Origin of the sequence: Mesorhizobium kowhaii (assembly GCF_042431665.1) — a bacterium.
Lineage (GTDB): Bacteria > Pseudomonadota > Alphaproteobacteria > Rhizobiales > Rhizobiaceae > Mesorhizobium > Mesorhizobium kowhaii.
The window spans coordinates 94,058-117,569 of sequence record NZ_JBHLYT010000001.1 but is presented as its reverse complement, the minus strand read 5'-3'; the positions used below and the strand labels follow the sequence as shown (position 1 = coordinate 117,569).

General features: G+C 64.2%; 21 protein-coding genes. 7 read left to right on the top strand and 14 right to left on the bottom strand.

Annotated elements, in window-relative coordinates; translation table 11 throughout:
- The first annotated feature begins 306 nt into the window (after positions 1–306).
- Positions 307–1,368 carry an LLM class flavin-dependent oxidoreductase gene (locus ACFFNA_RS00580; protein WP_378914785.1) on the top strand — a complete coding sequence of 354 codons (1,062 nt, stop codon included), beginning with the start codon at positions 307–309 and terminating at the stop codon, positions 1,366–1,368.
- 19 nt (positions 1,369–1,387) lie between these two features.
- Here the strand turns inward: ACFFNA_RS00580 and ACFFNA_RS00575 are convergent, their stop codons facing one another.
- Both ACFFNA_RS00575 and ACFFNA_RS00570 read right to left on the bottom strand, forming a co-directional pair.
- Positions 1,388–2,218, bottom strand: a complete 831-nt coding sequence (locus ACFFNA_RS00575; RefSeq protein WP_378914784.1) for a helix-turn-helix domain-containing protein — start codon at positions 2,216–2,218, stop codon at positions 1,388–1,390.
- A 93-nt stretch (positions 2,219–2,311) separates the two neighbouring features.
- Entirely contained in the window at positions 2,312–2,758 is a 447-nt protein-coding gene (locus tag ACFFNA_RS00570) for a carboxymuconolactone decarboxylase family protein (protein ID WP_378914782.1), read from the bottom strand.
- 412 nt (positions 2,759–3,170) lie between these two features.
- Between ACFFNA_RS00570 and ACFFNA_RS00565 the strand changes: the two genes are divergently transcribed.
- The 3 genes from ACFFNA_RS00565 (at position 3,171) to ACFFNA_RS00555 (ending at position 6,277) form a co-directional block, all read left to right on the top strand.
- Entirely contained in the window at positions 3,171–4,340 is a 1,170-nt protein-coding gene (locus ACFFNA_RS00565; protein ID WP_378914780.1) for an AI-2E family transporter, read from the top strand.
- Between the two features lie 68 nt (positions 4,341–4,408).
- Positions 4,409–5,410 (top strand): LLM class flavin-dependent oxidoreductase, encoded by a 1,002-nt coding sequence (locus ACFFNA_RS00560; RefSeq protein ID WP_111545194.1) that lies wholly within the window; start codon positions 4,409–4,411, stop codon positions 5,408–5,410.
- A gap of 96 nt (positions 5,411–5,506) precedes the next feature.
- Positions 5,507–6,277, top strand: coding sequence for an inositol monophosphatase family protein (locus ACFFNA_RS00555; RefSeq protein ID WP_378914778.1), 771 nt, complete (start codon positions 5,507–5,509; stop codon positions 6,275–6,277).
- Between the two features lie 37 nt (positions 6,278–6,314).
- Here ACFFNA_RS00555 and ACFFNA_RS00550 read toward each other — a convergent pair whose 3' ends face one another.
- From ACFFNA_RS00550 to ACFFNA_RS00525, 6 genes are read right to left on the bottom strand one after another with little or no spacing between them, the layout of a single operon-like run.
- Positions 6,315–6,776: a MarR family winged helix-turn-helix transcriptional regulator gene (locus ACFFNA_RS00550; RefSeq protein ID WP_378914776.1), complete on the bottom strand. Its 462-nt coding sequence runs from the start codon at positions 6,774–6,776 to the stop codon at positions 6,315–6,317.
- On the bottom strand, positions 6,773–7,357 hold the full coding sequence (locus ACFFNA_RS00545; protein ID WP_111545191.1) for an amino acid synthesis family protein: 585 nt from the start codon (positions 7,355–7,357) through the stop codon (positions 6,773–6,775). Before ACFFNA_RS00545 ends, ACFFNA_RS00550 begins: the two co-directional genes overlap by 4 nt.
- Entirely contained in the window at positions 7,350–8,231 is an 882-nt protein-coding gene (locus tag ACFFNA_RS00540) for a UPF0280 family protein (RefSeq protein WP_111545190.1), read from the bottom strand. Before ACFFNA_RS00540 ends, ACFFNA_RS00545 begins: the two co-directional genes overlap by 8 nt.
- A complete protein-coding gene (locus tag ACFFNA_RS00535) occupies positions 8,231–9,772 on the bottom strand; it encodes a 6-hydroxynicotinate reductase (RefSeq protein WP_378914774.1) in 1,542 nt (513 codons plus the stop codon). Before ACFFNA_RS00535 ends, ACFFNA_RS00540 begins: the two co-directional genes overlap by 1 nt.
- Positions 9,769–12,585 (bottom strand): molybdopterin-dependent oxidoreductase, encoded by a 2,817-nt coding sequence (locus ACFFNA_RS00530; protein WP_378914772.1) that lies wholly within the window; start codon positions 12,583–12,585, stop codon positions 9,769–9,771. The genes ACFFNA_RS00535 and ACFFNA_RS00530 overlap by 4 nt, the downstream gene beginning before the upstream one ends.
- Positions 12,582–13,442: an FAD binding domain-containing protein gene (locus tag ACFFNA_RS00525; protein ID WP_378914770.1), complete on the bottom strand. Its 861-nt coding sequence runs from the start codon at positions 13,440–13,442 to the stop codon at positions 12,582–12,584. The genes ACFFNA_RS00530 and ACFFNA_RS00525 overlap by 4 nt, the downstream gene beginning before the upstream one ends.
- A gap of 259 nt (positions 13,443–13,701) precedes the next feature.
- On the opposite strand from ACFFNA_RS00525, the gene pncA reads away from it, so the two are divergent.
- The 3 genes from pncA (at position 13,702) to ACFFNA_RS00510 (ending at position 16,993) form a co-directional block, all read left to right on the top strand.
- Positions 13,702–14,316, top strand: coding sequence for a bifunctional nicotinamidase/pyrazinamidase (gene pncA, locus ACFFNA_RS00520; RefSeq protein WP_378914768.1), 615 nt, complete (start codon positions 13,702–13,704; stop codon positions 14,314–14,316).
- A gap of 70 nt (positions 14,317–14,386) precedes the next feature.
- Positions 14,387–15,769 carry a sodium:proton antiporter gene (locus ACFFNA_RS00515; RefSeq protein WP_378914766.1) on the top strand — a complete coding sequence of 461 codons (1,383 nt, stop codon included), beginning with the start codon at positions 14,387–14,389 and terminating at the stop codon, positions 15,767–15,769.
- A 261-nt stretch (positions 15,770–16,030) separates the two neighbouring features.
- Positions 16,031–16,993, top strand: a complete 963-nt coding sequence (locus ACFFNA_RS00510; RefSeq protein ID WP_378914764.1) for an ornithine cyclodeaminase family protein — start codon at positions 16,031–16,033, stop codon at positions 16,991–16,993.
- 43 nt (positions 16,994–17,036) lie between these two features.
- On the opposite strand, the gene ACFFNA_RS00505 is transcribed toward ACFFNA_RS00510, so the two are convergent.
- The 6 genes from ACFFNA_RS00505 to ACFFNA_RS00480 form a co-directional block, all read right to left on the bottom strand.
- Positions 17,037–17,771 (bottom strand): ABC transporter ATP-binding protein, encoded by a 735-nt coding sequence (locus ACFFNA_RS00505; RefSeq protein ID WP_378914762.1) that lies wholly within the window; start codon positions 17,769–17,771, stop codon positions 17,037–17,039.
- A complete protein-coding gene (locus ACFFNA_RS00500) occupies positions 17,768–18,493 on the bottom strand; it encodes an ABC transporter ATP-binding protein (protein ID WP_378914760.1) in 726 nt (241 codons plus the stop codon). The genes ACFFNA_RS00505 and ACFFNA_RS00500 overlap by 4 nt, the downstream gene beginning before the upstream one ends.
- Positions 18,490–19,452 (bottom strand): branched-chain amino acid ABC transporter permease, encoded by a 963-nt coding sequence (locus ACFFNA_RS00495; protein WP_378914758.1) that lies wholly within the window; start codon positions 19,450–19,452, stop codon positions 18,490–18,492. The genes ACFFNA_RS00500 and ACFFNA_RS00495 overlap by 4 nt, the downstream gene beginning before the upstream one ends.
- On the bottom strand, positions 19,449–20,330 hold the full coding sequence (locus ACFFNA_RS00490; protein ID WP_111545183.1) for a branched-chain amino acid ABC transporter permease: 882 nt from the start codon (positions 20,328–20,330) through the stop codon (positions 19,449–19,451). Before ACFFNA_RS00490 ends, ACFFNA_RS00495 begins: the two co-directional genes overlap by 4 nt.
- A gap of 187 nt (positions 20,331–20,517) precedes the next feature.
- Positions 20,518–21,819, bottom strand: a complete 1,302-nt coding sequence (locus ACFFNA_RS00485) for an ABC transporter substrate-binding protein (RefSeq protein WP_378914843.1) — start codon at positions 21,817–21,819, stop codon at positions 20,518–20,520.
- 153 nt (positions 21,820–21,972) lie between these two features.
- Positions 21,973–23,418, bottom strand: a complete 1,446-nt coding sequence (locus ACFFNA_RS00480; RefSeq protein WP_378914756.1) for a hypothetical protein — start codon at positions 23,416–23,418, stop codon at positions 21,973–21,975.
- Between the last annotated feature and the right edge of the window lie 94 nt (positions 23,419–23,512).

The following is a 23,512-nucleotide window of genomic DNA, read 5'->3' as shown; positions in this document are numbered from 1 at the left end:
CCTGAAGTCAATTCGCGACGCTTACATACGCGCGAATACCGAGAGTTCAAGCGCCAAAACGGCATGCCAGCCATGAAATTCCGGGATGTTGCACCCGGGAGACGCCTTTTCGACCGGAACCGACATGCACTGTTCACCGTCCGCCCCTCTGGCGGCGGGGCTGACGCGTCGCTACCTCTAGAGCGGTTCACCGAAACGGTGAACCGCTCCTTCTCTCTGTTTTGACGCAATTCCGGACGGAAAACCGTTTCACACCTTTCCTGGAATTGCTCTAGCGCGAAAACCCAACACCAGGATGACATTCGAATGGAACTCGGTCTCTACACCTTCGCCGACGTCAGCCCGCAGCCAGGCCCTGGCGCCATCGGCCCGCATGAGCGGCTGCGCAACCTGATCGAGGAGGTCGAACTGGCCGACCAGGTCGGCCTCGACGTCTTCGGTCTTGGCGAGCATCACCGGCCCGACTATGCCGCCTCCGCGCCGGTCGTGGCGCTGGCCGCTGCCGCCGAGCGCTCGAAGCGCATCAAGCTGACCAGCGCGGTCACCGTCCTGTCCTCCGACGATCCGGTGCGCGTCTTCCAGCAGTTCGCCACGCTCGATCTTCTGTCGGGCGGCCGCGCCGAGATCATGGCCGGGCGTGGTTCGTTCATCGAATCCTTCCCGCTGTTCGGCTACAATCTGGAGGACTATGACGAGCTGTTCGCCGAAAAGCTCGACCTCCTGCTCGCCATCCGCGATCATGTGAAGGTCACCTGGTCCGGCAATCTGCGGGCGCCGATCAACGATCGCGGCGTCTATCCGAGGCCGTTCCAGGACAGGCTGCCGGTCTGGATCGCCATCGGCGGCACGCCGCAATCGGCAGCGCGTGCCGGGGCGCTCGGCCTGCCGCTGGCGCTCGCCATCATCGGCGGCGAGCCGGCGCGCTTCGCGCCGCTGTTCGATCTCTACCGTGAGGCGGCCAAGCGCGCCGGCAGCGATCCAGCAAGCCTCGCCACCAGCATCAACGTGCACGGCTTCATCGCTGAAACCACAGAGCAGGCGGCCGACGATTTCTATGGTCCGCAGGCGGAGGTGATGAACCGCATCGGCCGCGAGCGCGGCTGGGGCCCGACATCGCGGGCGCATTTCGACCAGTCGCGCGGTCCCAATGGCGCCCTGTTCGTCGGCAATCCCGAGCAGGTGGCCGAAAAGATCGTCGCCCAGCACAGGATCTTCGGCAATGACCGCTTCCTGCTGCAGATGGCGATCGGCACCATGCCGCATGCCAGGATCATGAAGGCAATCGAGCTCTACGGCACCAGGGTGGCGCCGATCGTGCGCAAGGAAACGGCGAAATCCGCGCCGGCGCTGGCAGCGCCCGTCGCCTGAGCAGCGCGGCCGTTGCACGTTACGGGTTACCGGCGGCCGCCATCATCTCGGCATGATGGATCTCGGTCGCCTCGTCCGCCGGGAACATGCACTCGATGCGCAGTTCCTGGGCGGCAACGGTTTGCGGCGTGCCGACAGTGGTGACCATCGAAAAATAGTTGAGGACCCGGTCTCCCCGGATGAAACCCAAAGGAATGAACGGCATGAAGCCGATCGCCACGGGGTTCTTCCAGTCGCTGTTCACGTCCGGGTAGGCGAGCAGCTCTGCCAGCAAGGCCTTGGTCTTCTCGTCGACGACGCGGCCGAGGGATTCGCGATAGACACGTTCGAACAAACTCCTCGCCACATCCTGCCAATTGGCGACGAACGGGCGCATGCCCTGAGGATCGAACATCAGGTGCAGCATGTTGCGCGGTCCCTGGCGAGCGCCCATGTCGATGAAACAGCCAAAGAAGCGCGGCGCGGATTCGTTGGCCATGAGCACGTTCCAGTATCGATCCATGACCAGGGCGGGAAACGGCTCGTGCTGCCGCAGCATGCGCCTCAAGGCATTGGTCACGCTCGTCATCTCCGCGCTGTCCCACGCGCTTTCGGAAAACATCGGCGCGTAGCCTGCCGCCAGCAGCAATGTATTGCGGTCGCGCAAGGGCATATCGAGCGCCTGGGCGATGGCCATCAAGGTCTGGCGGCTGGGAACGCTGCGGCCGCTTTCGACGAAGCTGATCTGCTTTTGCGAAATGCCGGTATCGAGCGATAGATCGAGCTGGCTTCTGCCACGCAGATCACGCCAGTGGCGCAGGAGCACGCCCAGGTTCGGCATCATATTGGTCGTGAGTTCCGCCGATTTCATTGCTGGTATCCTCGCAACCACCTGCACCACACACGGCGCATACGCCCGACAGCGCATGGATGGCATCGGCCAATCCATGCGCTGCCGATTGATTCAGGCCGCAGCGGACCACGCCTGGGGCTGAAGGCGTTCCTCGATCGGCGTGCCGGCCATATTGGTGGTGGTTGCCGCCACGGTGGAAATGCCGACACCGGTCACCACTTCCAGGATCTGGGCCTTCGAATAGCCCGCCGACACAAACGCGTCGATGTCCGCATCGCTCACGTTTCCTCTGTTCTCGATCAGCGCTTTCGTCAGCGCCGAGAGTGCCGCATATTTCGGGTCTCTCGGCAACCGGCCATCACGGATCGCCTTGACTTCGCTTTCGGCAATCCCGTCTTCGATGGCGAAGGTCGAATGCGCGGCAACGGTCCAGGGGCATTTGATCGTGACCGCGTTGGTAAGCAGCAGGACCTGTTTTTCAATTTCATCGAAGCTGCCGCCGTGAAAGCTGCCGAAGATGCCGACGAATCCGTTGAGAAGAACCGGATTGTTCGCCATCGTCGCCAGAGCATTCGGAAGGAAGCCAAATCTCTCTTCCAACGCCTTCAGCGCAGGCTTGGATTTTTCCGGCGCTGACTCGATTGTCTGAAGGTTGAATCTCTGCATTTCTAACGTCCTCTTCCAAGATCAGTTTCCGATTGCACGCACACCTTCGCATTGCGCCACGGCGGGTCGTTGCTCCCTTTGGCGTCGCGAAGGCCTGCCTGTATTAGGCTTGTCGAAGGCGTGGTCTCAATTACACGCCATGTAATATTTCGATCGATCGCTGCGCTGCTGCCGTCTGATTTCCTGCCAAGCCTCACGCCAGGCGGTCTCGTACTCAAAGCCGGCTCATGGAACCTGCGCCCGTAACTCTGCGTTTCATGCGGGCAATTGCCGTGCGGAAGGGACGCCGGCTCGAGGGGCGAGCATGAAAACCGAACCCACTGCCTTGGGCGCAGGCCTTGCCGATGGACCGGATCCGCGCGTCGCGGCTCGCGCGGACACGCATCTGATGCGTTCGCTGCTCGTCGGCATCTTCCTGTTCATGGCCATCTACGCGCTTTACTTCGCCCGTGCCTTCTTCATGCCGGTGATGCTGGCTTTCCTGCTGGCGTTGACGCTGACGCCGATCGTCCGGTTTCTGCGCAAGCACGGCATCCCCGAAGTGGTTTCGGCGACCCTTTTGGTGCTGTTATCGATCTGCATCTTTGCCAGCGCCGGCTATCTGCTCAGCGGCCCGATCATCGACCTGATCAACAACACCTCGTCGATCGGCCAGCAGCTCACCGAACGGCTGGCGCAATTGCGGCGTCCGCTCGAGAGAATCATGCAGATCTCGCATCAGATCGAACAGCTGACCCAGACGTCGCAGGAGCCCGGCATCCAGAAGGTGGCGGTGGCGCAGTCAGGCATGCTGTCGTCAGCGGCCAGCAACATCCTGTCGGCGGGTACAAGCCTCACCATCATCTTCGTGCTGTCGCTGTTCCTGCTCGCTTCGGGCACGATGTTTTACGAGAAGATCATCCAGTCCTTCGCCAGCCTCAGCGAAAAAAAGCGGGCGTTGCGCGTCGTCTATGACGTCGAGCGCGAAATCTCGCACTATCTGCTCACCGTCACCATCATCAATGCCGGCCTCGGCACGGTCACCGGCCTTGGTCTGTGGGCGCTCGGCATGCCCAACCCGCTGGTCTGGGGCGTCGCCGCCGCCCTGCTCAACTTCCTGCCTTATGTCGGGGCGCTGATGACAATCGTGTTTGTCACCATCATGGCGCTGATCAGCTTCGACACCATCTCCTACGCGCTGCTGGCGCCGGCCTTTGTGCTGTTGTGCGACATCGTCGAAGGCCAGTTCGTGACACCGATGGTGGTCGGCCGGCGGCTTGAGATCAACGCCGTGGCGATCTTCATCGCCATCGCCTTCTGGTCGTGGCTCTGGGGCTTCGTCGGCGCTTTGATAGCGGTGCCGCTGCTGGTCGTCATCAAGGTATTCTGCGATCATTTCGACGGGCTCAGCCATGTCGGCAACTTCCTCGCCGCGCAGCACGCGGCAGTCGTCGTGGAAGATGACGTCGCCGATCCCGAATCCGCAAAAGGCTGATCAATATTTTTGAATTTGCGGCGTCGCCAGGCGCTTCCTACATGCGGTCCCTACACAGGATCCCGTTCATGACCGCTCTTTCCGTTCTCGACCTGTCGCCGATCATCGAAGGCAGCGATGCCTCGCAGTCGCTCGCCAACTCGCTCGATCTTGCCCGTCATGCCGAGCGGCTGGGCTACAAGCGCTACTGGCTGGCCGAGCATCACAACATGCCGGGCATTGCCAGTGCGGCAACCGCGGTCGTCATTGCCCATGTCGCCGGCGGCACCAGGACCATTCGTGTCGGCGCTGGCGGCATCATGCTGCCGAACCATTCGCCGCTGGTGATTGCCGAGCAGTTCGGCACGCTGGCCGCCTTGCATCCGGGCCGCATCGATCTCGGCCTCGGCCGGGCGCCCGGCACCGACATGGGCACGGCACGCGCCTTGCGCCGCAATCTCGAGGCCGGCGTCGACAATTTCCCGCAGGATGTCGTCGAGCTGATGGGCTATTTCCAGCCGGCCGGGGAAGGCCAGCGCATCCGCGCCGTGCCGGGTGAGGGCCAGAACGTGCCGATCTGGATCCTCGGCTCCAGCCTCTACGGCGCGCAGCTCGCCGCCATGCTTGGGCTGCCCTATGCCTTTGCCTCGCATTTCGCGCCGGCGGAACTCGATCACGCGCTGGACATCTACCGCTCGCGCTTCCAGCCGTCGGAGCAGCTCGACAAGCCGCATGTCATGCTCGGCCTCAATGTCTTTGCCGCGCCCACCGATGCGGAGGCGAGGCTGCTGTTCACCTCGCTGCAACAGGCCTTCGTCAATCTGCGCACCGGAAGGCCCGGAAGATTGCCGCCACCGGTCGAGAATTATGACCGCGATCTCGATCCGATGGCCAAGACCATGCTCGGCCAGGCGCTGTCCTGCGCTGTCGTCGGGTCTCCGGAAACGGTTCGGCAAGGCATCGACGCCTTCGTGCGCCGCACCGGCGCCGACGAGCTGATGGTCACCGCGCAGATCTTCGACCATGCGGCCCGTGTGCGGTCGTTCGAGATCCTGGCCGAGGCCCACAAATCGCTGTCGCAGGCGGCCTGATATTCTCGGCTTGGAAGGTGCGGTCCGATTCTGCTAAGGGCGGGGCACCCGTCCGCAAGATCGAGTTCCCCCGTGAAAAATGACCATGACTCACGCATGCAGTTTGCCATCGAACTGGCGCGGCGTGCCGGGGACCTCGGCCTGAAATATTTCCGCGACCTCGACAGCCTGACCATCGAGAGCAAGGGCCATCAGGACCTGGTCTCGGAAGCAGACCGCGAGGTCGAACTGTTCATCCGCGCTGCCGTTGCCGCCGACTATCCGCAAGACGGCATCGTCGGCGAGGAGCATGCCTCGGTGGCGGGCTCGACGGGCTATGTCTGGGTGATCGATCCCATCGACGGCACCGCCAATTTCGTGCGCGGCATCCCGGCCTGGTGCGTGGTGATCGCTTGCGCCAGGGACGGGGAAACCGTGGTTGGCGTGATCCACGAACCGTCGACCGGCGAGACGTTTCACGGCAGGCTCGGCGGCGGCGCCTTCGTCAACGGCAGACCGATCAAGACCAGTGCGGTCACCAGCCTGGAAGAAGGCTCCGTCGGGACCGGATTTTCAAACCGCGCCGACACCGAAAATGTCGCCGTGCTGGTCCGCATGCTGCTGGCCGAAGGCGGTGTCTTCTTCCGCAACGCATCCGGCGCCTTGATGCTCGCCTATGTCGCCTCCGGCCGGCTGCTCGGCTATGTCGAGGAGCACATGAACGCCTGGGATTGCCTGGCCGGCATGCTTCTGGTCGAAGAAGCCGGTGGCATGGTGGTGAAACCTGATCCGAAGACGGTGCTGCAGGACGGAACGCTGGTGATTACTGGCGGCAGGGGCGTCTTTCCGAAACTGCGGGAGCTTTGTTCTGAAGTGTTCAAGCTCTGAACGCTTTCTGCACGGAGACACCTGGCTGTGACGGCATTCAGGCCAATTTCGCCAGCAGCTTCATAAATGTGACGATTTCCTTGGCCGAGAGCGGGGCCAGCGTCTCCTGGGTGATCTCGCGGGCAAGCGGGATCAGGCGCTCGACCGCGTCGCGGCCTTCAGCCGTCAGGTTGACCAGCAGGCGCCTTTTGTCGACTTCATGTTTGGAGAGATCGACAAGGCCGCGAGCCCTCAACCGGTCGATGACGCCCTTCACCGTTGCCGCGTCCATGGCGATCAGCGTGCCGAGCTGGTTCTGCGAGGTCTCGCCGACGTCGCGCAGTTTGGCGAGTGCCGCGAATTGCGGCGGCGTCAGATCGGCGATATGCGCGGCAAAGATCGAGACATGGCGCTGATGCGCCTTGCGCAGGATGAAACCGACCTGCTCCTGCAAGCGATAGTCGTTTTCGTCAGGCTCTTCGGCCTCGACCAGTTTGAGCAGATTGTCCTCGGCGCTCACCGCAGCCCGTCCCAGGCCTTGATATCCCCGGCCGCCAGGCCGCCCATGCGGTCGTGGACGCGCGGGCCGCAGGTCATGGCGAGGCAGAACAGGATCTCTTCGGGGCGCGGGCCGTCGCTGATGCCGACTTCCATGGCGTCGAAATGGCTGCGCACATAGGCGGCGTTGATATGGCCGAGCGGCACGTCGAGCCTGGAGCCGAAGGCACCGACCTTCTTTGCCGACGGCACGATCGCCTTGGCGTCGCCGAGCCGTTCGCGCATGGCATAGCCACCGGGCACATGCCAGAGCGCGCCGTGCTCAAGCTCGCCGGCGGAGCCGACAATGGCGCCTTTGCCATAGCCGTCGATCTGTTTCACGTCGCCGCCGAGTGCCGCGATCAGCCGGTCGGCCAGCAGCAGGCCGAGCGGCTTCAGATCGTCCATGGCGCTCTGCAAGTCTTCCACGTAGCGCCCGGCAAACGGGTTCTTGACCAGCGCCATAGCGGCGGCGCGTCGGCGCGGCACCTTGGCCACCGGCCCGCCCTCGTGAAAGATCTCTTCGGTCAGAACCGCGATCTTGCGGATCGGAAACTCAGGCATGGGCAACTTCCTTCCCTGGGCTTTTGTTGGGCGCGGCAAGCGCCATGGAACCACTGATGCGGGTCTGGCCGGCAAGAAACAGCGCCGATGCGGCAATCAATCCTCTGCGGCGGAAATCTTCGGCGACGGCAAGTCCGCTGTCCAGCGCTGTGGCGATTTCCGCTGAAGAAAGCCGGCCGACCTCTTGCGTTACCAGCCGGTCGCCAAGGTCGCTGTCCGGCGCCAGATCGCGCGCCGGCACACGCCGGATGGCCGGATGCCCTGGCAGGTCGACGGCATTGGCAATCAGCGTCGCGGCGGCATCGGCCTCGGCCCCGGTTCGTGCCAGCACGGTGACGGCATCGGCAATGCCAAGCGAAAACGAGCGCCCGCGCCAGCCACTGGTGGCGACGCCGCGCACGCCATCCTCGGCGCGGATGACGATGCGGTCGGCCAAGCCGTGGCCGGTGCCGGCGATGGCAAGCGTCATCGACTGGCCCGCGCCGAGATGGATCGCGCTGTCGCCGCCATTGTTGACATAGGCGCGCTCAAGCTTCCGGCCGGCAAGCATGGCCGCGAGCATTTCGTCGGCTACCGAGCCGGCGACGGCGGCCATCGGCGTGATGAAATCTTTCGCCAACGGCACGACAGCCGCTTCCATGCGCTGCGCTGTCGAACCAGCGAAAGCGCGCGGCCGAAGCGCGGCCGGCTGGCGCAATTCAGGCAATTCCTCCACCAGCTCGGGTAGGACGGTCTGGAAACGCGCCACCGCCTGCTCATAGGCCTGGCGGCATTCGTGCGCCTCGCCAAAGGCCTCGACGATCAGGTCGATCGGCCCGTGGTTGAGATGCAGCCGCTTGCCGTCCTGCAGCCAATGCGCTTGCGGGTCAGACATCACCCGGCCCCGTTCGGGGGCACACGGTGCAATTGAGCCAGCGGCGGCCATGGATTGCCGGCCGCGGCACCTGTGCCACGGCGCGGATTGTGATATTCGCCGCCTTTGGCAACGATATCCTCGACGCTGCGGATCTCGGCCTCGTAGCCGCCAAGCCGGATGTAGTCATCGCGGCGCAGGGTGAATTCGATCGGCGCCACCAGCGCCGGGGTCGGCACATAGCCGAAGGCGCCTTCCGGCACCCGCGTGACATCGACCATCAGCGTGATGCCGCCGCCCGGCCAGACATAGACCGGCGCGCCGCCGACCGTCACATAAGTCTTCAGGCCCTGCACGGAACGGGTGAGATTGACCGGGTTCTCGGTAACGCCAGCGCGCAGCGAGCCGCCGGCGCCGCCAATGAACAGGACGGTGCACAGCGCCGGCTCGCAATTGTCCTCGATCAGGCCGACGGACTTCTGCAGCCGCTCCGGAAACGGCTTCTGCACCGGCTTCAATTCGTCATCGAGTTCGTAATAGGCAAACTGCTCGCCGGTGGTCGAAACCATCAGCAGCGACAGGCCCGGCCGCGCGCCCTTCTTGGCGTTCCACTCGCCAAGGATCGACAGCGGGTCGGATATGCTGGTGCCGCCCCAGCCGAGGCCGGGCTCGGACACCTTGAAGTAGCGGCCCGGCGTCGAGCGGCGGCCGACAATCTTGATCCCGGTATCCTGCCAGCCCAGCACCTTGCCGGCCTGATGTTCGGAAACGACGCCGGTGATATGGTCGTCGACCACCACCACCTCGTCGACCAGCCCGCGCCATTGCGTGGCGAACATGCCGATGGTGGCCGAACCGCAGCCGACGCGCATGCGGTGTTCCTGCTTGCCGTCGATAACAGGTGGTTTGCCGGCTTCGACGATGATGGTCGCGCCGCCGTCGATGGCCAGTTCCACCGGCTTGCGGTTGCACAGATTGAGCAGCGCGTCGCAGGTGGCGCGGCCTTCGGCCTTCGAGCCGCCGGTGAGGTGATGCACGCCGCCCAGCGACAGCATCTGCGAGCCGTATTCGCCCGTCGTGACATGGCCGATCGCTTCGCCTTGCGATCGCACGGTTGCCGTTTCGGGTCCGATATGACGGTCGGTGTCGATCTTCACCTTGACGCCGCAGTAGGAGAAAATGCCCTCGGTGACGACGGTGACGAGATCGACGCCCTCGACTTGCTGGCTGACGATGAACGGGGCCGGCTTGTAATCGGGATAGGTGGTGCCCGCACCGATGGCGGTGACGAAGCGGCGGCCGGTGTTGACGAGTTCGCCGTCCCATGCCTCGCCCTCGGCGACGAACGGCACCATGGCGGCGCCGGCCTCGGCCGCGTGGTCGAGGATGGTCAGCGGGTCCATGCGCACGATCTTGCCGCCGACATTGCCGTAACGGTCGCAGGCGCCGGTGCGGCCATCGGCGATGTAGCACATGACCGGGCAGGCATCGCAGCGGATCTTTTCCGCCATCAGCTTCTCGCCGGGATCGTGCGTTTCGAAGCGTTCGGCAAGCTCGCTCATGGGCGCGCCTCCTTTTCGCGAATGGCGGCGCGGATACGCGTCGGCGTCGCCGGAACCTTGGTGACCAGGACGCCGGTCGCATGGCGGATGGCGTTGAGGATCGCCGGCGCCGTCGGGATCAGCACATGCTCGCCCAGACCCTTGGCGCCGAACGGTCCTTCTGGATCGGGAACCTCGATCAGGATCGTCTCGATCGGCGGCACGTCGCCAATGGTCGGAATGAGGTAGTCGTGCAGATTCTCGGTGCGGCCGGGGATATACTCTTCCATCAGCGCCATGCCGATGCCTTGCGCGATGCCGCCCTCGATCTGGCCCTCGACCAGCAGCGGGTTGATCGCCTTGCCGACATCGTGCGCCGCGGTGATCTTGATCAGCTTGACCGTGCCGAGCTTGAGATCGACTTCGAGCTCGGCGATCTGCGCGCCGTAGCCATAGACCGCATAGGGCTTGCCCTGGCCCTTGGCATCGAGCGGCAGAGTCGGCGGATCGTAGGTCTCCTCGGCGCGGAAGACGAAGCCGTCGGCATCCGCCTGGATGGTCGCCAGATCGATGTGGCGCGTGGCCTCACCCTCTCGGATGACGATCGCCGGGCCGTCCAGTCGCAGGGATGCCTTCTCCGAGACGTTGGCAAAGCGCAGGATCTTTTCGCGCAAGGCGCGGCCCGCCTTTTCGGCCGCCTTGCCGGTGACAAAAGTCTGGCGCGAGGCCGATGTCTTGCCGGCATCGGGGCTGATGGCCGTATCGGCGCTCTTCAGCCGGAATTTCTCCAGCGGCAGGCCAAGCGCATCGGCGCAGATCTGGGTGATGACCGTGTTCGAGCCCTGGCCGATGTCGACCGCGCCCTGGTGCAGGATGATCGTGCCGTTGGCCGCTATGCCAACGCGGATGGTCGACGGGTTGGGCAGCGAGGTGTTGCCGCAGCCATACCAGCAGGAGGCCACGCCAACGCCGCGCTTTCTATCCCTGTTGGTATCGTTGAATGCATCCGCATCGGTCTTCGCGCGCGCCCAATGCGGCCGCAACGACTCGAGGCACTCGGCAATGCCGACGCCGGAGTCCAGCCGCTGTCCGGTAACCGTTTCGGAACCGTTCCGAAGGCAGTTTTTCAGGCGAAACTCGAGCCGGTCGATGCCCAGCTTCCCAGCCAGCTCGTCATAGAGCGTTTCCTGCATGATCGTCGCCTGCGGCACGCCGAAGCCACGGAAGGCACCGGAGATCGGCCCATGGGTGTGGATGGCGCGGCCCTCGGCGCGATAGTTAGGCGTCGCGTAGGGGCCGGACGCATGCACCGGCACGCGATTGGCGACGGTCGGCCCCCAGCTGGCATAGGCGCCGGTGTTGAAGTCGCCGGCAAAGATCATGCCGGTGATAAGGCCATCGGCATCGGCGCCGATGGTCGCCGTCATCTCCGCTGGATGGCGCTTGGTGGTCGACATCATCGATTCGTTGCGGGTATAGGCGAGCGCCGCCGGTCGGCCGGTCTTCAGCGCCACAAGGCCGATCAGCGGCTGCAGCGAGACGTCGAGTTTCGAGCCGAAGCCGCCACCGGTTGCGGTCGGCACGATGCGCACCTTGTCGACGGCAAGGCCGAGCACCTTCGCGGTCTCTTCGCGGTCCATATAGGGCGCCTGGGTGCAAGCGACGACGACCAGCGTGTCGCCATCCAGATATGCATAGCCGGCTTCCGGCTCGATATAGGCGTGCTCGACATAGGAGGTATCGATGGCGCCGGACACGGTGAAGGCAGCGCCGGCGAGCGCCGCCTCGGGATCGCCATGCTCGACAAAGCCGGAGGTGAGCAGGTTCGCCGGGCGGTTTTCATGGATCAGCCTGGCGCCGCTGGCCTGCGCTTCGCAAGGCTGCAGCACATGCGGCAGTTCGCTCCAGCGGACCGGGAAATCCGACAGGTCGAGATCGAGGATGGCCTCGCGCTCGCCGGAGACCAGCGCCACCGCCTCGCCGCGAAGGCGAGCAAAACCCTCGGCCAGCGCCGGCTGGTCGGCGAATGGGCCGATAACGCCGAAACAGTTCTTGCCCGGAATGTCGGCTGCTGTGAAGATACCGGCGATGCCGGGATGCGCCTTCACCCAGCCATCGAGGTCGCCGAAGGCGAAGCTGGCATGATAATGCGGCGAGCGCACCACCAGCACGGCCAGTGCTTCAGCGGGGAAGGAATCGCCGCCGAATTTTTCACCACCGGTGACCTTCGGCACGCCATCGAGCCTGACTGGCGACGACCCGATCGCATGGCCCGATCGAGGCAAGCGGAAATCGAGGCTTCCGGCCTGCAGGGAGGCATCCATCACCGCCGCGATGATCTTCCGGTAACCGGTGCAGCGGCACAGAATGCCGCCCAGCGCGTCCTGTACCTCGGTCTCGGTCGGGTTGGGTTTCTTGTCCAGCAATGCCGTTGCCGCGACCAGCAGCGCCGGCGTGCAGATGCCGCACTGCGCCGCGCCATGGTCGAGGAACGAGGCCTGCAGCGCCGACAGCCGGCCATTGGCGAGCCCCTCGACTGTTGTAACCGCCGTTCCCGCGGCGGAAGCCGCCGACATCAGGCAGGCGCAAACAGGATCGCCGTCGACCAGCACCGTGCAGGCGCCGCAGTCGCCGGCGTCGCAGCCGACCTTGGTGCCGGTCAGCAGCAATTCGTCGCGCAGCACCGAGGACAGCCGGCGCAGCGGCGGCACGTTGACCGAGATGGCGGCGCCATTCACCTCGAAGGCGATGTCGGCTCGCTCGGGGCCGGGGCGAGGCTGAACGCCGCCCAGATCGGGCAGAGCTTCACGCACGTCAGGCGAGACCTGGCTCATGCCGCCACCACCTCGGGATCATTCATCAGCCCGCAGGCATTGAGCACGGCGCGGGCAACGATCTCGCGCACCGCATCGAGCCGGTATTCGGCGCTGCCGCGCACATCGGCGATCGGCGACAGTTCAGCCATCGGCGCGGCCAGGACCGCATTGGCGAGCGCTTGGCCGGCGGGCAAGCCGCGCAAGGCGGCTTCGACGCCGGCAAGGCGCTTGGCCACCACCGAGCAGGAGCCGGCGGCGACCGCCGATTCCACAATGATGTCTTTCTCGACGACCAGACGCGCCGCCACCATGGCGATGGAAATGACGAGATAGCGCCGCGCGCCGAGCTTGACGAAAGCCGACGTGCCGGCAGCAGGCTTCGGCACGCGGATGGCCGTAACCATTTCGCCGGGCTGCAAGGCGGTTCGGCGGTTGCCGAGAATGAAGCCCTGCAGCGGCAGATGACGCGTCGCCGCCACTGAGCGCAGTTCGACCTCGGCATCGAGGACGAGCAGGGCCGGCACACCGTCGGCGGCCGGCGAGGCGTTGCAGAGATTGCCGGCGACCGAGGCGACGTTCTGGATCTGCGCCGAGCCGACCTCACGCGCCGCCTGTTTCAGCGCATCGAAGGCCGCCGGCAAGGGATGGCGGATGATGTCAGTCCAGGTCGTGCGCGCACCGATGACGAAGTGGTCATCCGTCTCGGCAATGCCGCGCAGCGCCGCCAGGCCATTGATGTCGAGAACATTGTCGCGGAACGGCTTGCTGCCTTGTGCCGGATAGAAATCGGTACCGCCGGCAAGAATGCGCCAGGCGCTCTCGCTAAGCAAAGCGAGCGCTTCGTCGACCGAGGTGGGTTTCGCGTAACGGATCACGCTTTGCCTTCCCAAATGGGGCCTTCCAGAAACCGGTATTTCGAAAGACCCTGCCAGCATCGGCGCTGGGCGAAATTCGTTCGTATGCAAATGATATCAAGACGGCGGGAATTGTCAAAGCCGGAGTTTGCGGCAGCTCGGTCGGCACGCATTTGTTATGCCGCCAGAGGTTGACGCAGCCGGCCATCTGGTCGAGTTTCTGCCTCCGGTCGCGACAGTCGCATTTTTCACCGGAGCCCGAGACAAAGAGGGAGGCCCTATGGCCGACGAAGCGCTTGTTGTCATCGACCTGCAGAACGACTTTTGTCCGGGCGGCGCGCTGGCGGTTGCCGGCGGCGACGAGATCGTTCCGCTGGTCAATGACCTGATCCGGCACGCCGATCATGTCGTGCTGACACAGGACTGGCACCCGGCCGGCCATTCGAGTTTTGCCTCCAGCCGTCCAGGCTCGCAGCCTTTCACGATGATCGACATGCCCTACGGCCAGCAGACCTTGTGGCCGGACCACTGCATCCAGGGTAGCCTGGGCTCGGATTTCCACTCCGGCCTCGCCTGGACCAAGGCGGAGCTCGTCATTCGTAAGGGGTTTCGGCCTGCCATCGACAGCTACTCGGCCTTCTTCGAGAACGACCGGACGACGCCGACCGGCCTTGCCGGCTATCTCAGGGAGCGCGGCATCGACACGCTGACGCTGGTCGGGCTGGCGACCGATTTCTGTGTTGCGTTTTCGGCGCTGGACGCCATCAGCCAAGGTTTCAAAACCACCGTACGGCTCGATGCCTGCCGTGGCATCGATCTCAACGGTTCGCTCGATGCCATGCTGAAGCGCATGCGCGATGCCGGCGTGACGCTCGAAGACCACGTCCTGGATTGAACGGACCGTGGGGTGCAACAGGGGCTTTTCGCGGATTGCGACAGGGGCTGGCGCTGCGATCGCCGTCGCAATGCTGTTTCCGGAACAAGCCTTGGCAGCGGAGGAACACGCTCTGCCCGGCGCTGCGATGTCGCTGTGGTGGGCGCTGCCCTTTGCCGGCCTGCTTTTGTCGATCGCCACCGGGCCGCTGCTGTTCCATCACATATGGGAGCATCACTATGGCAAGATCACCGCGCTGTGGGCGGCGCTGGTGATCGTGCCGCTGGCATTGGCCTTTGGCATTCCCAGTGCGACCGAGGCGGTGCTGCACGCGCTGCTCACCGAATACATGTCCTTCATCATCCTGCTGTTTGCGCTCTACACAATTTCGGGCGGCATCCTGCTTGCCGGCAACATCCACGGGACGCCGCTGGTCAATGCCGGGCTGCTGCTCGCCGGCGCGATCCTGGCCTCGGTGATTGGCACGACCGGCGCCTCGATGGTCCTGATCCGGCCGATCCTGCGCGCCAATGACAACCGGCCGTTCAACGCCCATGTCGTCATCTTCTTCATCTTCCTGGTTTCCAACATCGGCGGCTCGCTGACGCCGCTCGGCGACCCGCCGCTGTTCGTCGGTTTCCTGCGCGGCGTCGATTTTTTCTGGACCAGCGCCAACCTCTGGCGCGAGACGCTGTTCGTCGGCGGCGTCGTGCTGGCCGTCTTCTTAGGCATCGACATCATCCTGCATCGGCGCGAAAGCGGAGCACCGAAGATCAAGGATCCGACACCGGATACGAAGGTGCGCCTGCGCGGCCTGGCCAACCTTCCGCTGCTGGCGGGTGTGATCGGTGCGATCCTGCTGTCGGCGGCCTGGAAGCCGGGAGTGAGCTTTTCCGTGCTGGGCGTGAGTCTCGAGCTGCAGAATCTGGTGCGCGACGCAATCGTCCTGGCGCTGGCCTTGCTGTCGCTTCCCCTCTCATACAAGAGCCACCGCGAAGCGAACGGGTTCAACTGGGGCCCGATATCAGAGGTGGCGAAACTGTTTGCCGGCATCTTCATCTGCATCGTGCCGGTCATCGCCATCCTCAGGGCAAGCCATGAGGGGGCATTGGCGCCGCTGGTGGCACTCGTCAGTTCTCCGTCCGGCCAGCCCAACGATCTCGCTTATTTCTGGCTGACCGGGGCGCTGTCGTCCTTCCTCGACAATGCGCCGACCTATCTGGTGTTTTTCGAACTCGCCGGCGGCGACCCTCAGCACCTGATGACGGAGTTCGCCTCGACCCTGGCGGCGATTTCGACGGGCGCGGTGTTCATGGGCGCCAACACCTATATTGGCAATGCGCCCAACTTCATGGTCTTTGCCATCGCCAGGCATCGCGGCTTCAAGATGCCTGGCTTCTTCGGCTACATGGTGTGGTCCGGCCTGGTGCTGATCCCTACTTTCCTGATCGCCGGCTTCCTGTTTTTCGGGTGAACCGAAAAACCATAACCGGTTCGTTCTGCCCCCCTTTAAGGTGATCACGCGGAGTGGTCGGGCGGTTGTCAGATCGCGTGATCAGCGCATCGCTTTCGAAGCTGGGATCGGCCAGCGGCCGCCGGCATAGAGCTACCAGTGGGAGATAGCGCTTGCGTATGCGCGGTCAGCAATTTCTGCTATTAGCGAAGAGAGGTGCGGGACCAGGTTCGATTGAACCTGAGGAATGCTTATCGAGAGCAAGCTACTCTTGGGGCGACAATGACCATCAAAACCGAGAGCCTGCCCTACCTGTCAGCCGAATTCCTGGATAGCCTAACGATTTCGACGTCCGATGTGGTCGACGAAATCGAGCGACAGATCATCGGTCTGAGGCGGGGCGAGGTATGGTGTGCGCCGAAGGCGGTGGTGCTGCCAGGCGACGACCGCTACATCATGGCAACTCTCGGTGTCGCGACCGAGCCCCCGGTGCTGGCGACCAAATCACTGGTGGTCAACCCCCGTAACCCCGAGCGGGGACTTGCAACCCTGAACTCGCTGGTCACCCTTCTCGACGGTGAGACAGGACTGCCGCTTGCTGTGATAGATGGCAATTGGGTGACTTCGAAGCGCACGGCCGGTCTAAGCGCCGTGGCGGCCAAGCGTCTGGCCCGGGCCGGCTCGGCGTGCGTCGCGTTCATCGGATGCGGCGTTCAGGCGCGCGGTCACCTCGAGGTTCTGGCCGATCTTTTTCCGTTGCAAGAGATTCGGGCCTTTGGTCGGGGCAAAGGCAGTCGTGACGCACTGTGTCGGATAGCTGAGAGGCGTGGTCTAATCGCGGTACCGAGTGATACCGCCAAAGCGGCGGTCGAATCTGCTGACATCGTGGTGACGACAGTCACTTTGGTGCCTGAGCCGGTTCCATTTTTGGATGCGCGTTGGCTGAAGACCGGGGCCTTCGCGACCATGACCGATCTGGCCCTGCCTTGGTTGCCCGAGACCATGGCTGTCTTCGATCGCATCGTCATAGACGATTTGGCGCAAGAGGCGCATATGAGCAAGCCGATGGTGAGGCCCGAACTCGTCGTCGGCGACCTGACAGGTTTGGTCGCCGGCGACGTGCCGGGTCGTCAGAGCGCAAATGAGCGAACAGCATTCGCGTTCCGCGGCATGGCGGTTGGCGATCTCGCAATTGCCGGCCTGGCATTTGTGCGCACGAAAGCGAGCGGCGCGCTGAATGCTTAGAGTTCCGTGTGAAGGCCCCTTGACGGATCCGCGTAGGGCCAAGTCATCCGACGCCGACATAGCGACGCACTGCCGACGGGTCGGCGCGCAATTCCTCGACATCGACCGTCTCGCGGTTGCGGCCGTTCTCGATGAACGAGACGCGATCTGCTACGGACAACACCGCATCGACCCGTTGCTCGACCAGGATGGTCGAGACACCCATGTCGCGCAGCGTCGACACCGTCTCGCGGATCTTGGCGATCATCGACGGCATCAGCCCTTCGGTCGGCTCGTCGAGCAGCAGCACCTGCGGCTCCAGGCAAAGCGCGCGCGCCATCGCCAGCATCTGCTGCTCGCCGCCGGACAAGGTACCTGAGCGTTGCCTCAGCCGCTGGCGCAGCAGCGGGAAGAGATCGAGCACGCTTTCGCGTGTCGCCTTGCCCTTGCCGCGCGCCATCAGCCCGATCTCGATGTTTTCGGCCACCGTCATCTCGGCGAACAGCCGCCTTCCCTGCGGCACATAGGCGACACCAGCCTTCGGCACCTCATGCGCCGGCAGGCCGGTCAACTCCTTGCCATCGAGCCTGATCGAGCCGGCACTTGAGGGAACCAGTCCCATGATGGATTTGAGCGCCGTCGTCTTGCCGGCGCCATTGCGGCCGAACAGGCAAAGCACCTCACCCTTGTTCAGCACGAGGTCGAGGCCATAGAGCACCTGGACCTCGCCATAGAAGCAGTCCAGCCCCGAGATCACCAACGCCTCGGACTTTGTCTGCGCTTTGTTCGTCTCGGTCATGGGGCGGTCCCCAGATAGGCTTCCTGAACAGCTACGTTCTCGCGGATCGCCTCGGGCGTGCCTTCGGCGAGGATCTTGCCGGCATTGAAGACGGTGATGCGGTCGGCCAGTTGCATGACGACCGGCATGTTGTGCTCGATCAGGAGCACGGTCGCACTGCCAGCGATCTCGCGCACCAGGGTGATGAAATTGTCTATCTCGCTGTCGGCCAGGCCTTGCGTCGGCTCGTCGAGGATCAGCAGGCGCGGCTTCAACGCCAGGCCCATCGCCACTTCCAGCAGGCGCTGGTGGCCATAGGACAATTGCCCAGCCGGCATATGGGCACGGTCGGCAAGGCCGGTGCGTTCAAGCGCCGCCATGACGCCGGCTCGCACCGCGCCCTTCGAGCGGCCATCGCTCAGCGTCCGCTGCACCGGCAATGCAACATTGTCGTAGGCGGTGAGGTTGGCGAAGACGCTGGTGATCTGGAACGTGTAGGCGATGCCCTGGCGGACGCGGACATAGGCCGGCAGGCCGGTGATGTCGGCGCCATCGAAGACGATCATGCCCGAGGATGGCTGGATGCGGCCACTGACCAGGCTGACGAAGGTGGTCTTCCCAGCCCCGTTCGGGCCGATGACGGCGCGGATTTCGCTGGGCATCAAGGTGAAATCGACACTGTCGACAGCGCGCAGGCCACCGAAGTTGCGCGACAGGCCCTTGGTGGTCAAAAGCGGCGTCATGGCAGCCACCCGAGCCAACGCTGCCGGATGCTGCCGAGAATGCCTTTCGGGAAAAACAGCACCAGCAGGATGAGGGCCACGCCGACGATCAGCAGATAGGCCGAGGTGTAGCCGCTGGTGATGTCGATGACATAATACATGAACAGCGTGCCGATCAGCGGCCCGAGCGTCGTGGCGCCGCCGCCGAGCAGCACCCAGAGCAGCGGCAGGATCGAATACTGCACCGACGCGAAGCTCGAGCCGACATAGCCGAACAGCAGCGCATAGGCGGCGCCCGAGGCAGCGCAGATGATGCCGGAGATGACGACGGCGGCGAGCTTGTTGGAGAAGGTGTCGTAACCCAGCATCTTCGTCCGCTCCTCGTTCTCGCGGATGGCGACCAGCACGCGGCCATATCTGGAGCGGACAATGGCAAGCGTGATCAGCAGCACGAGCGAGAACAACCCGAGCGCGCTCATGTAGCGCACGGTCGGGTTGGTGAGGTCGAGCGCTGTCGCGCCGAAGGTGAGGACACGTGCCGGCTGCGGCACGACCATGCCCTGGTCGCCGCCGGTCCATGACGCGAAGTAGAGGATGATCAGGTAAAACACCTGCGCGAACATCATGGTGACGATCATGAAGGCGACGCCCGTCGTGCGCAGTGCCAGCAGGCCGATGACCAGTGAAAGAACGACACCACAGCCGAGGCCTGCGGCGAATGCCGCCGGCACGCTCCAGCCGAGCTGGATGACGGCAAGGCCGGCACCGTAGAGCCCGGCGGCGAAGAACATGGCATGGCCGAGGCTGAGCAGGCCGACATAGCCGAACAGCATGTTGTAGCCCATGGCAAAGACCGCCAGCACCATGATGCGGGCGAGCAGGCCGTGATAATACTCCGGCAAAAGGAAGCTCAGCACGAACAGCAGCGCGATGACGCCGAGATGTGAAGCGTAGGCCTTTGCCGGCGAAGCTTCGCTCATCGCGATGCCGTCCCGAACAGGCCTTGCGGCCGGAACACCAGCACCATGGCAACCAGCAGAGTGGCGATGATCTTGGCCAGCGTCGGCGAGAAGAACATCGAGATGATGCCGTCCGACAGGCCGATCAGCACGGCGGCGACGACCGTGCCGCGCAGCGAGCCGAGGCCGCCGATGATGACGACGATGAAGGAGAGCAGCAGCGGGTCCTGGCCCATCAGGTAATGCGCCTGGCTGATCGGCACGATCAGCACCGCGGCGATGGCCGCCAGCATGGCGCCGAGCGCGAAGACGCCGCCATATACGCGGCCGACCGGGATGCCGAAGGCCTGCGCCGTTTCGCTGTCATACTGCGTGGCGCGCATGATGAGGCCGATCTTCGTGCGCGTCAGCACCAGCCATGTCGCCACCAGCAGAAGCGCGGAGGCGGCGATGATCGACAGTTTGTAGCCGGAATAGCCGAACCACGGCAAAAGGATGCGATAGCTGAACGGCGGCTCCACCGGCCGCGCCTCGGGACCGTAGAAGGTCAGCGCCAGCTGCTGGATGATGTAGAGCATGCCGATGGTGGCGACGATGGTGGCTTCCGGATTGTAGTTGAGCCGGCGTAGCACCAGCCGTTCGGCGACCAGCGCGATGGCGCCGACGATCAGCGGCGCGATCACCAATGCCGCCAGGAAACCGAGCGCCGGATGGCCGCCGATCGCCGTGGTGATCGCCCAGGCCAGCACCGCGCCGAGCATGAAGAACTCGCCATGGGCGACATTGACCACCCGCATGACGCCAAACACCAGCGACAGGCCAAGCGCCGTCAGCGCCAGCACGGCGGAGGTGACGAGGCCTTCGAGGGCAGCGAGGAGGAGGTGGGGACCAAAGTGCATCGGCTATATGCCCAAGGCAGGTGCGAGACGCACACCCCTTGAGGGGGGTGAGAAGTGGTCCGCGCAGCGGACGGAAAGCCAATAGCTTGGCTTTCCGAACGACGAACGCCCGGAGCGACAGCGAAGGGCCGGGTCCGGCAGGACAGAGGGGGGTGGGCCGAAGGGCACTGCGCTTAAAGAACTCGGCTCACAGCGCCTGCGTCGTATAATCCCCTTCAGCCTCGTAAAGCCCATCCTCGATCTTGGTCTTGTGGACGACCTTGAGCTTGCCGCCCTCGACCTTGGAGATGTTCTGGATGCCAAAGCACTGGTGGATCTTGCCGTTGAAGGTTTTTGCGCCCTGCGGATGCTCGGGTCCTTCGGCGAATGCGGTCAGCGCCTCGGTCGCCTCGACCAGCTTGGCGCGGTCTTCAGGCCCCTTGTAGCCGGCGTCCTCCATCGCCTTCTTGACGACATAGAGCGTTTCCCAGCAGCCGAACATGTGCGACGCGGTGGAGACGTCCTTTGGATCGCCGACGGCGGCGCCATTGTCGTCGATGCCGACGGCGGAGCGATATGCTTTCTGCGCGGCGCTGTCATCGGCCTGCGCATAGCGCGGCGAACCCTCCCAGAAATGGCTGCCGTCCAAAAATTCGAGACCGGGGCTGTTGATGTCGGTGGCCTCCAGCGAATCCATGAAGCCGAACAATTGCGGCCGGTTGGAGCCGTAGAACTCGCCGAGCTCCTTGACGAAGGTGAGCACGGCCGGACCGACCATGACGTGGTAGATCACCTCGGTCTCGGCCGGGATCTGCGGGAAGTATTTGGTGAAGGACGATTCCGTCGGCGGGATGGCGATCTGCGCGATGACGTCGGCGCCTTGCGCCTTCAGCGCCGGCGGCAGGTAGTCGCGGTGGTCGTAGCCGAAGGCGAAATCCGGGAAAATCTGCGTCACCTTCTTGCCGGCATTGGCCGCGATCCACGGCGCCATCGACTGGATCTGGCTTTTCACGTCGGTGATGCCGGGCTGGAAGACATAGCGGTTCAGCTTGGTCGAGGCGACATGGTGGCCTTCGCTGACGACGAAGTAGGGGATCTTGGCCTCGCCGGCGGCGGGCGCCGAGCCGATGACAACATGCGAGAACAGCGTGCCGAAGACGATGTCGGTCTTATGCTGGGTGGCGAACTTGCCGACCACCTCGGCGCCACGGCCGGGATCGGTGCCGTCATCCTCGATGATCACCTCGACCTGACGGCCATTGATGCCGCCGGCGGCATTGATCGCCTTGACCGCCGCAGCCGTGGTCTTCTCGTACCAGCGGCCATAGGCGGCGCCGATGCCGGTGCGGTGCGACTGGAAGCCGATCTTGATCGGCGCCGAACTCTGCGCCTGGGAATAGCGGACGAAGCCTGGCGCGGTGACCAGGCCGGCGGTGGCGGCCAGCCCCTTCAGCGCCGTGCGGCGGGTGAGACCGGTTTTCGAGAGGTCGAAGGTCTTGCTCTTGTCCATGATGCCGTTCCCCTTGTTCAGCGTTCCGAGCGTCAAGTCCGCTCATTTCCGGAAGTCGAAAAATTGCATGTGTACAAACTAAATCACCAAAGTCCGGACACGGCAATGCCGGTTGCCTAGGAGAATCCCGGTTTATTTTCCCGCGCAAACGGCTCAGCCAACCGTCGGCGTGGCGAGCAGCCAGAGGCCGAAGACCGTATAGGCGATCATCAGCACGGTGAGCGGGAACTGGCTGGGGGCTGCGCGGGAGGGCTGTGGGTGCAGGCGCCAGGCGAAGCCGTGGGCGACGAGGACGGCGAGCACATGGCCAAGGATGATGGCACCGGCCTGGACATTCCACAGCCACCAGGCGGAATACGCACCGGCAACGATGCCGGCCTCGATCTGCATGTCGGCGGTGCCGAACAGGTTCCAGCCCAGCGCGAACGGGTCGGACAGCGCCGCAAGCGCATACTGGCCGTCGACGAGCAGCGACGTCAGGTAATGCGCGACATGATAGGCAAGCGCGATTGGCACGATCGACCAGACAAGTAAGCCGGCTGCCTCGCCAAAGGCCTGAGTGCTGCCGGCAAGACGCAGGCCGAGCCAGACGGCGAGCATGAACACCGCTGCCAGCAGCACGAACGTCAGAACAAGCCCGAGGCTGCCGCTGCCGATCACCGCCGTGCGGCCCGGGAATTCGAGTGGATTGATGCCGAACAGGCCGAGCCAGAAGAAAGTTTTCGACAGGCCGTCGAAGGAGACCGACGACAGGGCAAGAAGCAGGAAGGCAATGCCGCTGGCCGGCAACGGCTCGGCGGCGAGCAGCTTGGCGCCCGACCAGCACAGTGCCAACTGGCCGTTTTCGTTGCGCTCGACGACGGCGAAACGCGCCACCATAGAGAAGAAGACCGACAGGAACTCGCCACTGCGGCTCCAGTCGCGGTAGCCGAACGCCAGCATGGCAAGGAAGGTCAGCAGCCAGTAAAGGCCGGCAGTACATGCCAGCCGCGCCGGATCGTCGGGCGCCGGATCGATGAGTTCGAACCAGGCAAAGGCGAAGAACAACAGGACTGCCGGCCAGCAGCCGAGCCACCGGGGAAGCCGCCATCTCCCTTCATCCCCCGCGCCGAACAGGCGAGAGGCAAGACGCCACGGCCCATACCACGGGTTGAGCCATGACCAGAGATCGCCGAAGACACCTTGCAGCAGCGTGACGCCTGCCCACAGCAGCGTCCAGATCATCAGCGGCAGCGGGTTGGAGAGCGGGTCGCGGCTGCCGAAAAGGCCGGCAGCGATGAGGAGTGCAAAGCCGGCAAAGGAGATCAGGCTGACGGCGGTGCGGGCGTTGTTACCAAAGCTGAACAGCGGCAGGCGTCGGCGCCAGAAACGATCGAGCCAATCCCCCGGCAGCAGCGCCAGCACGAGGAAACTGACGGCCACCGCGAAAGCCCCGCCGACCAGATAGTAGCCGGTCGGCAGGAGCAGGACGTGGCCACGGTCGGAGGCGTGGGCGAAGGCTGGGGTAGGCGACAGGAGGGCCAGCAGAGCGATGAGGCATGCGGGCGGAGTTCTCGAAGAAAGGCGCTCTACGGCACCCCCCTCTGTCCTGCCGGACATCTCCCCCTCAAAGGGAGAGATTGCGCGGTCATTTTGGCTTTCGCCAACTGTCAGGGTTGCAGAGGAAGCGCGGTCGGTAGAACTGCCGATCTCC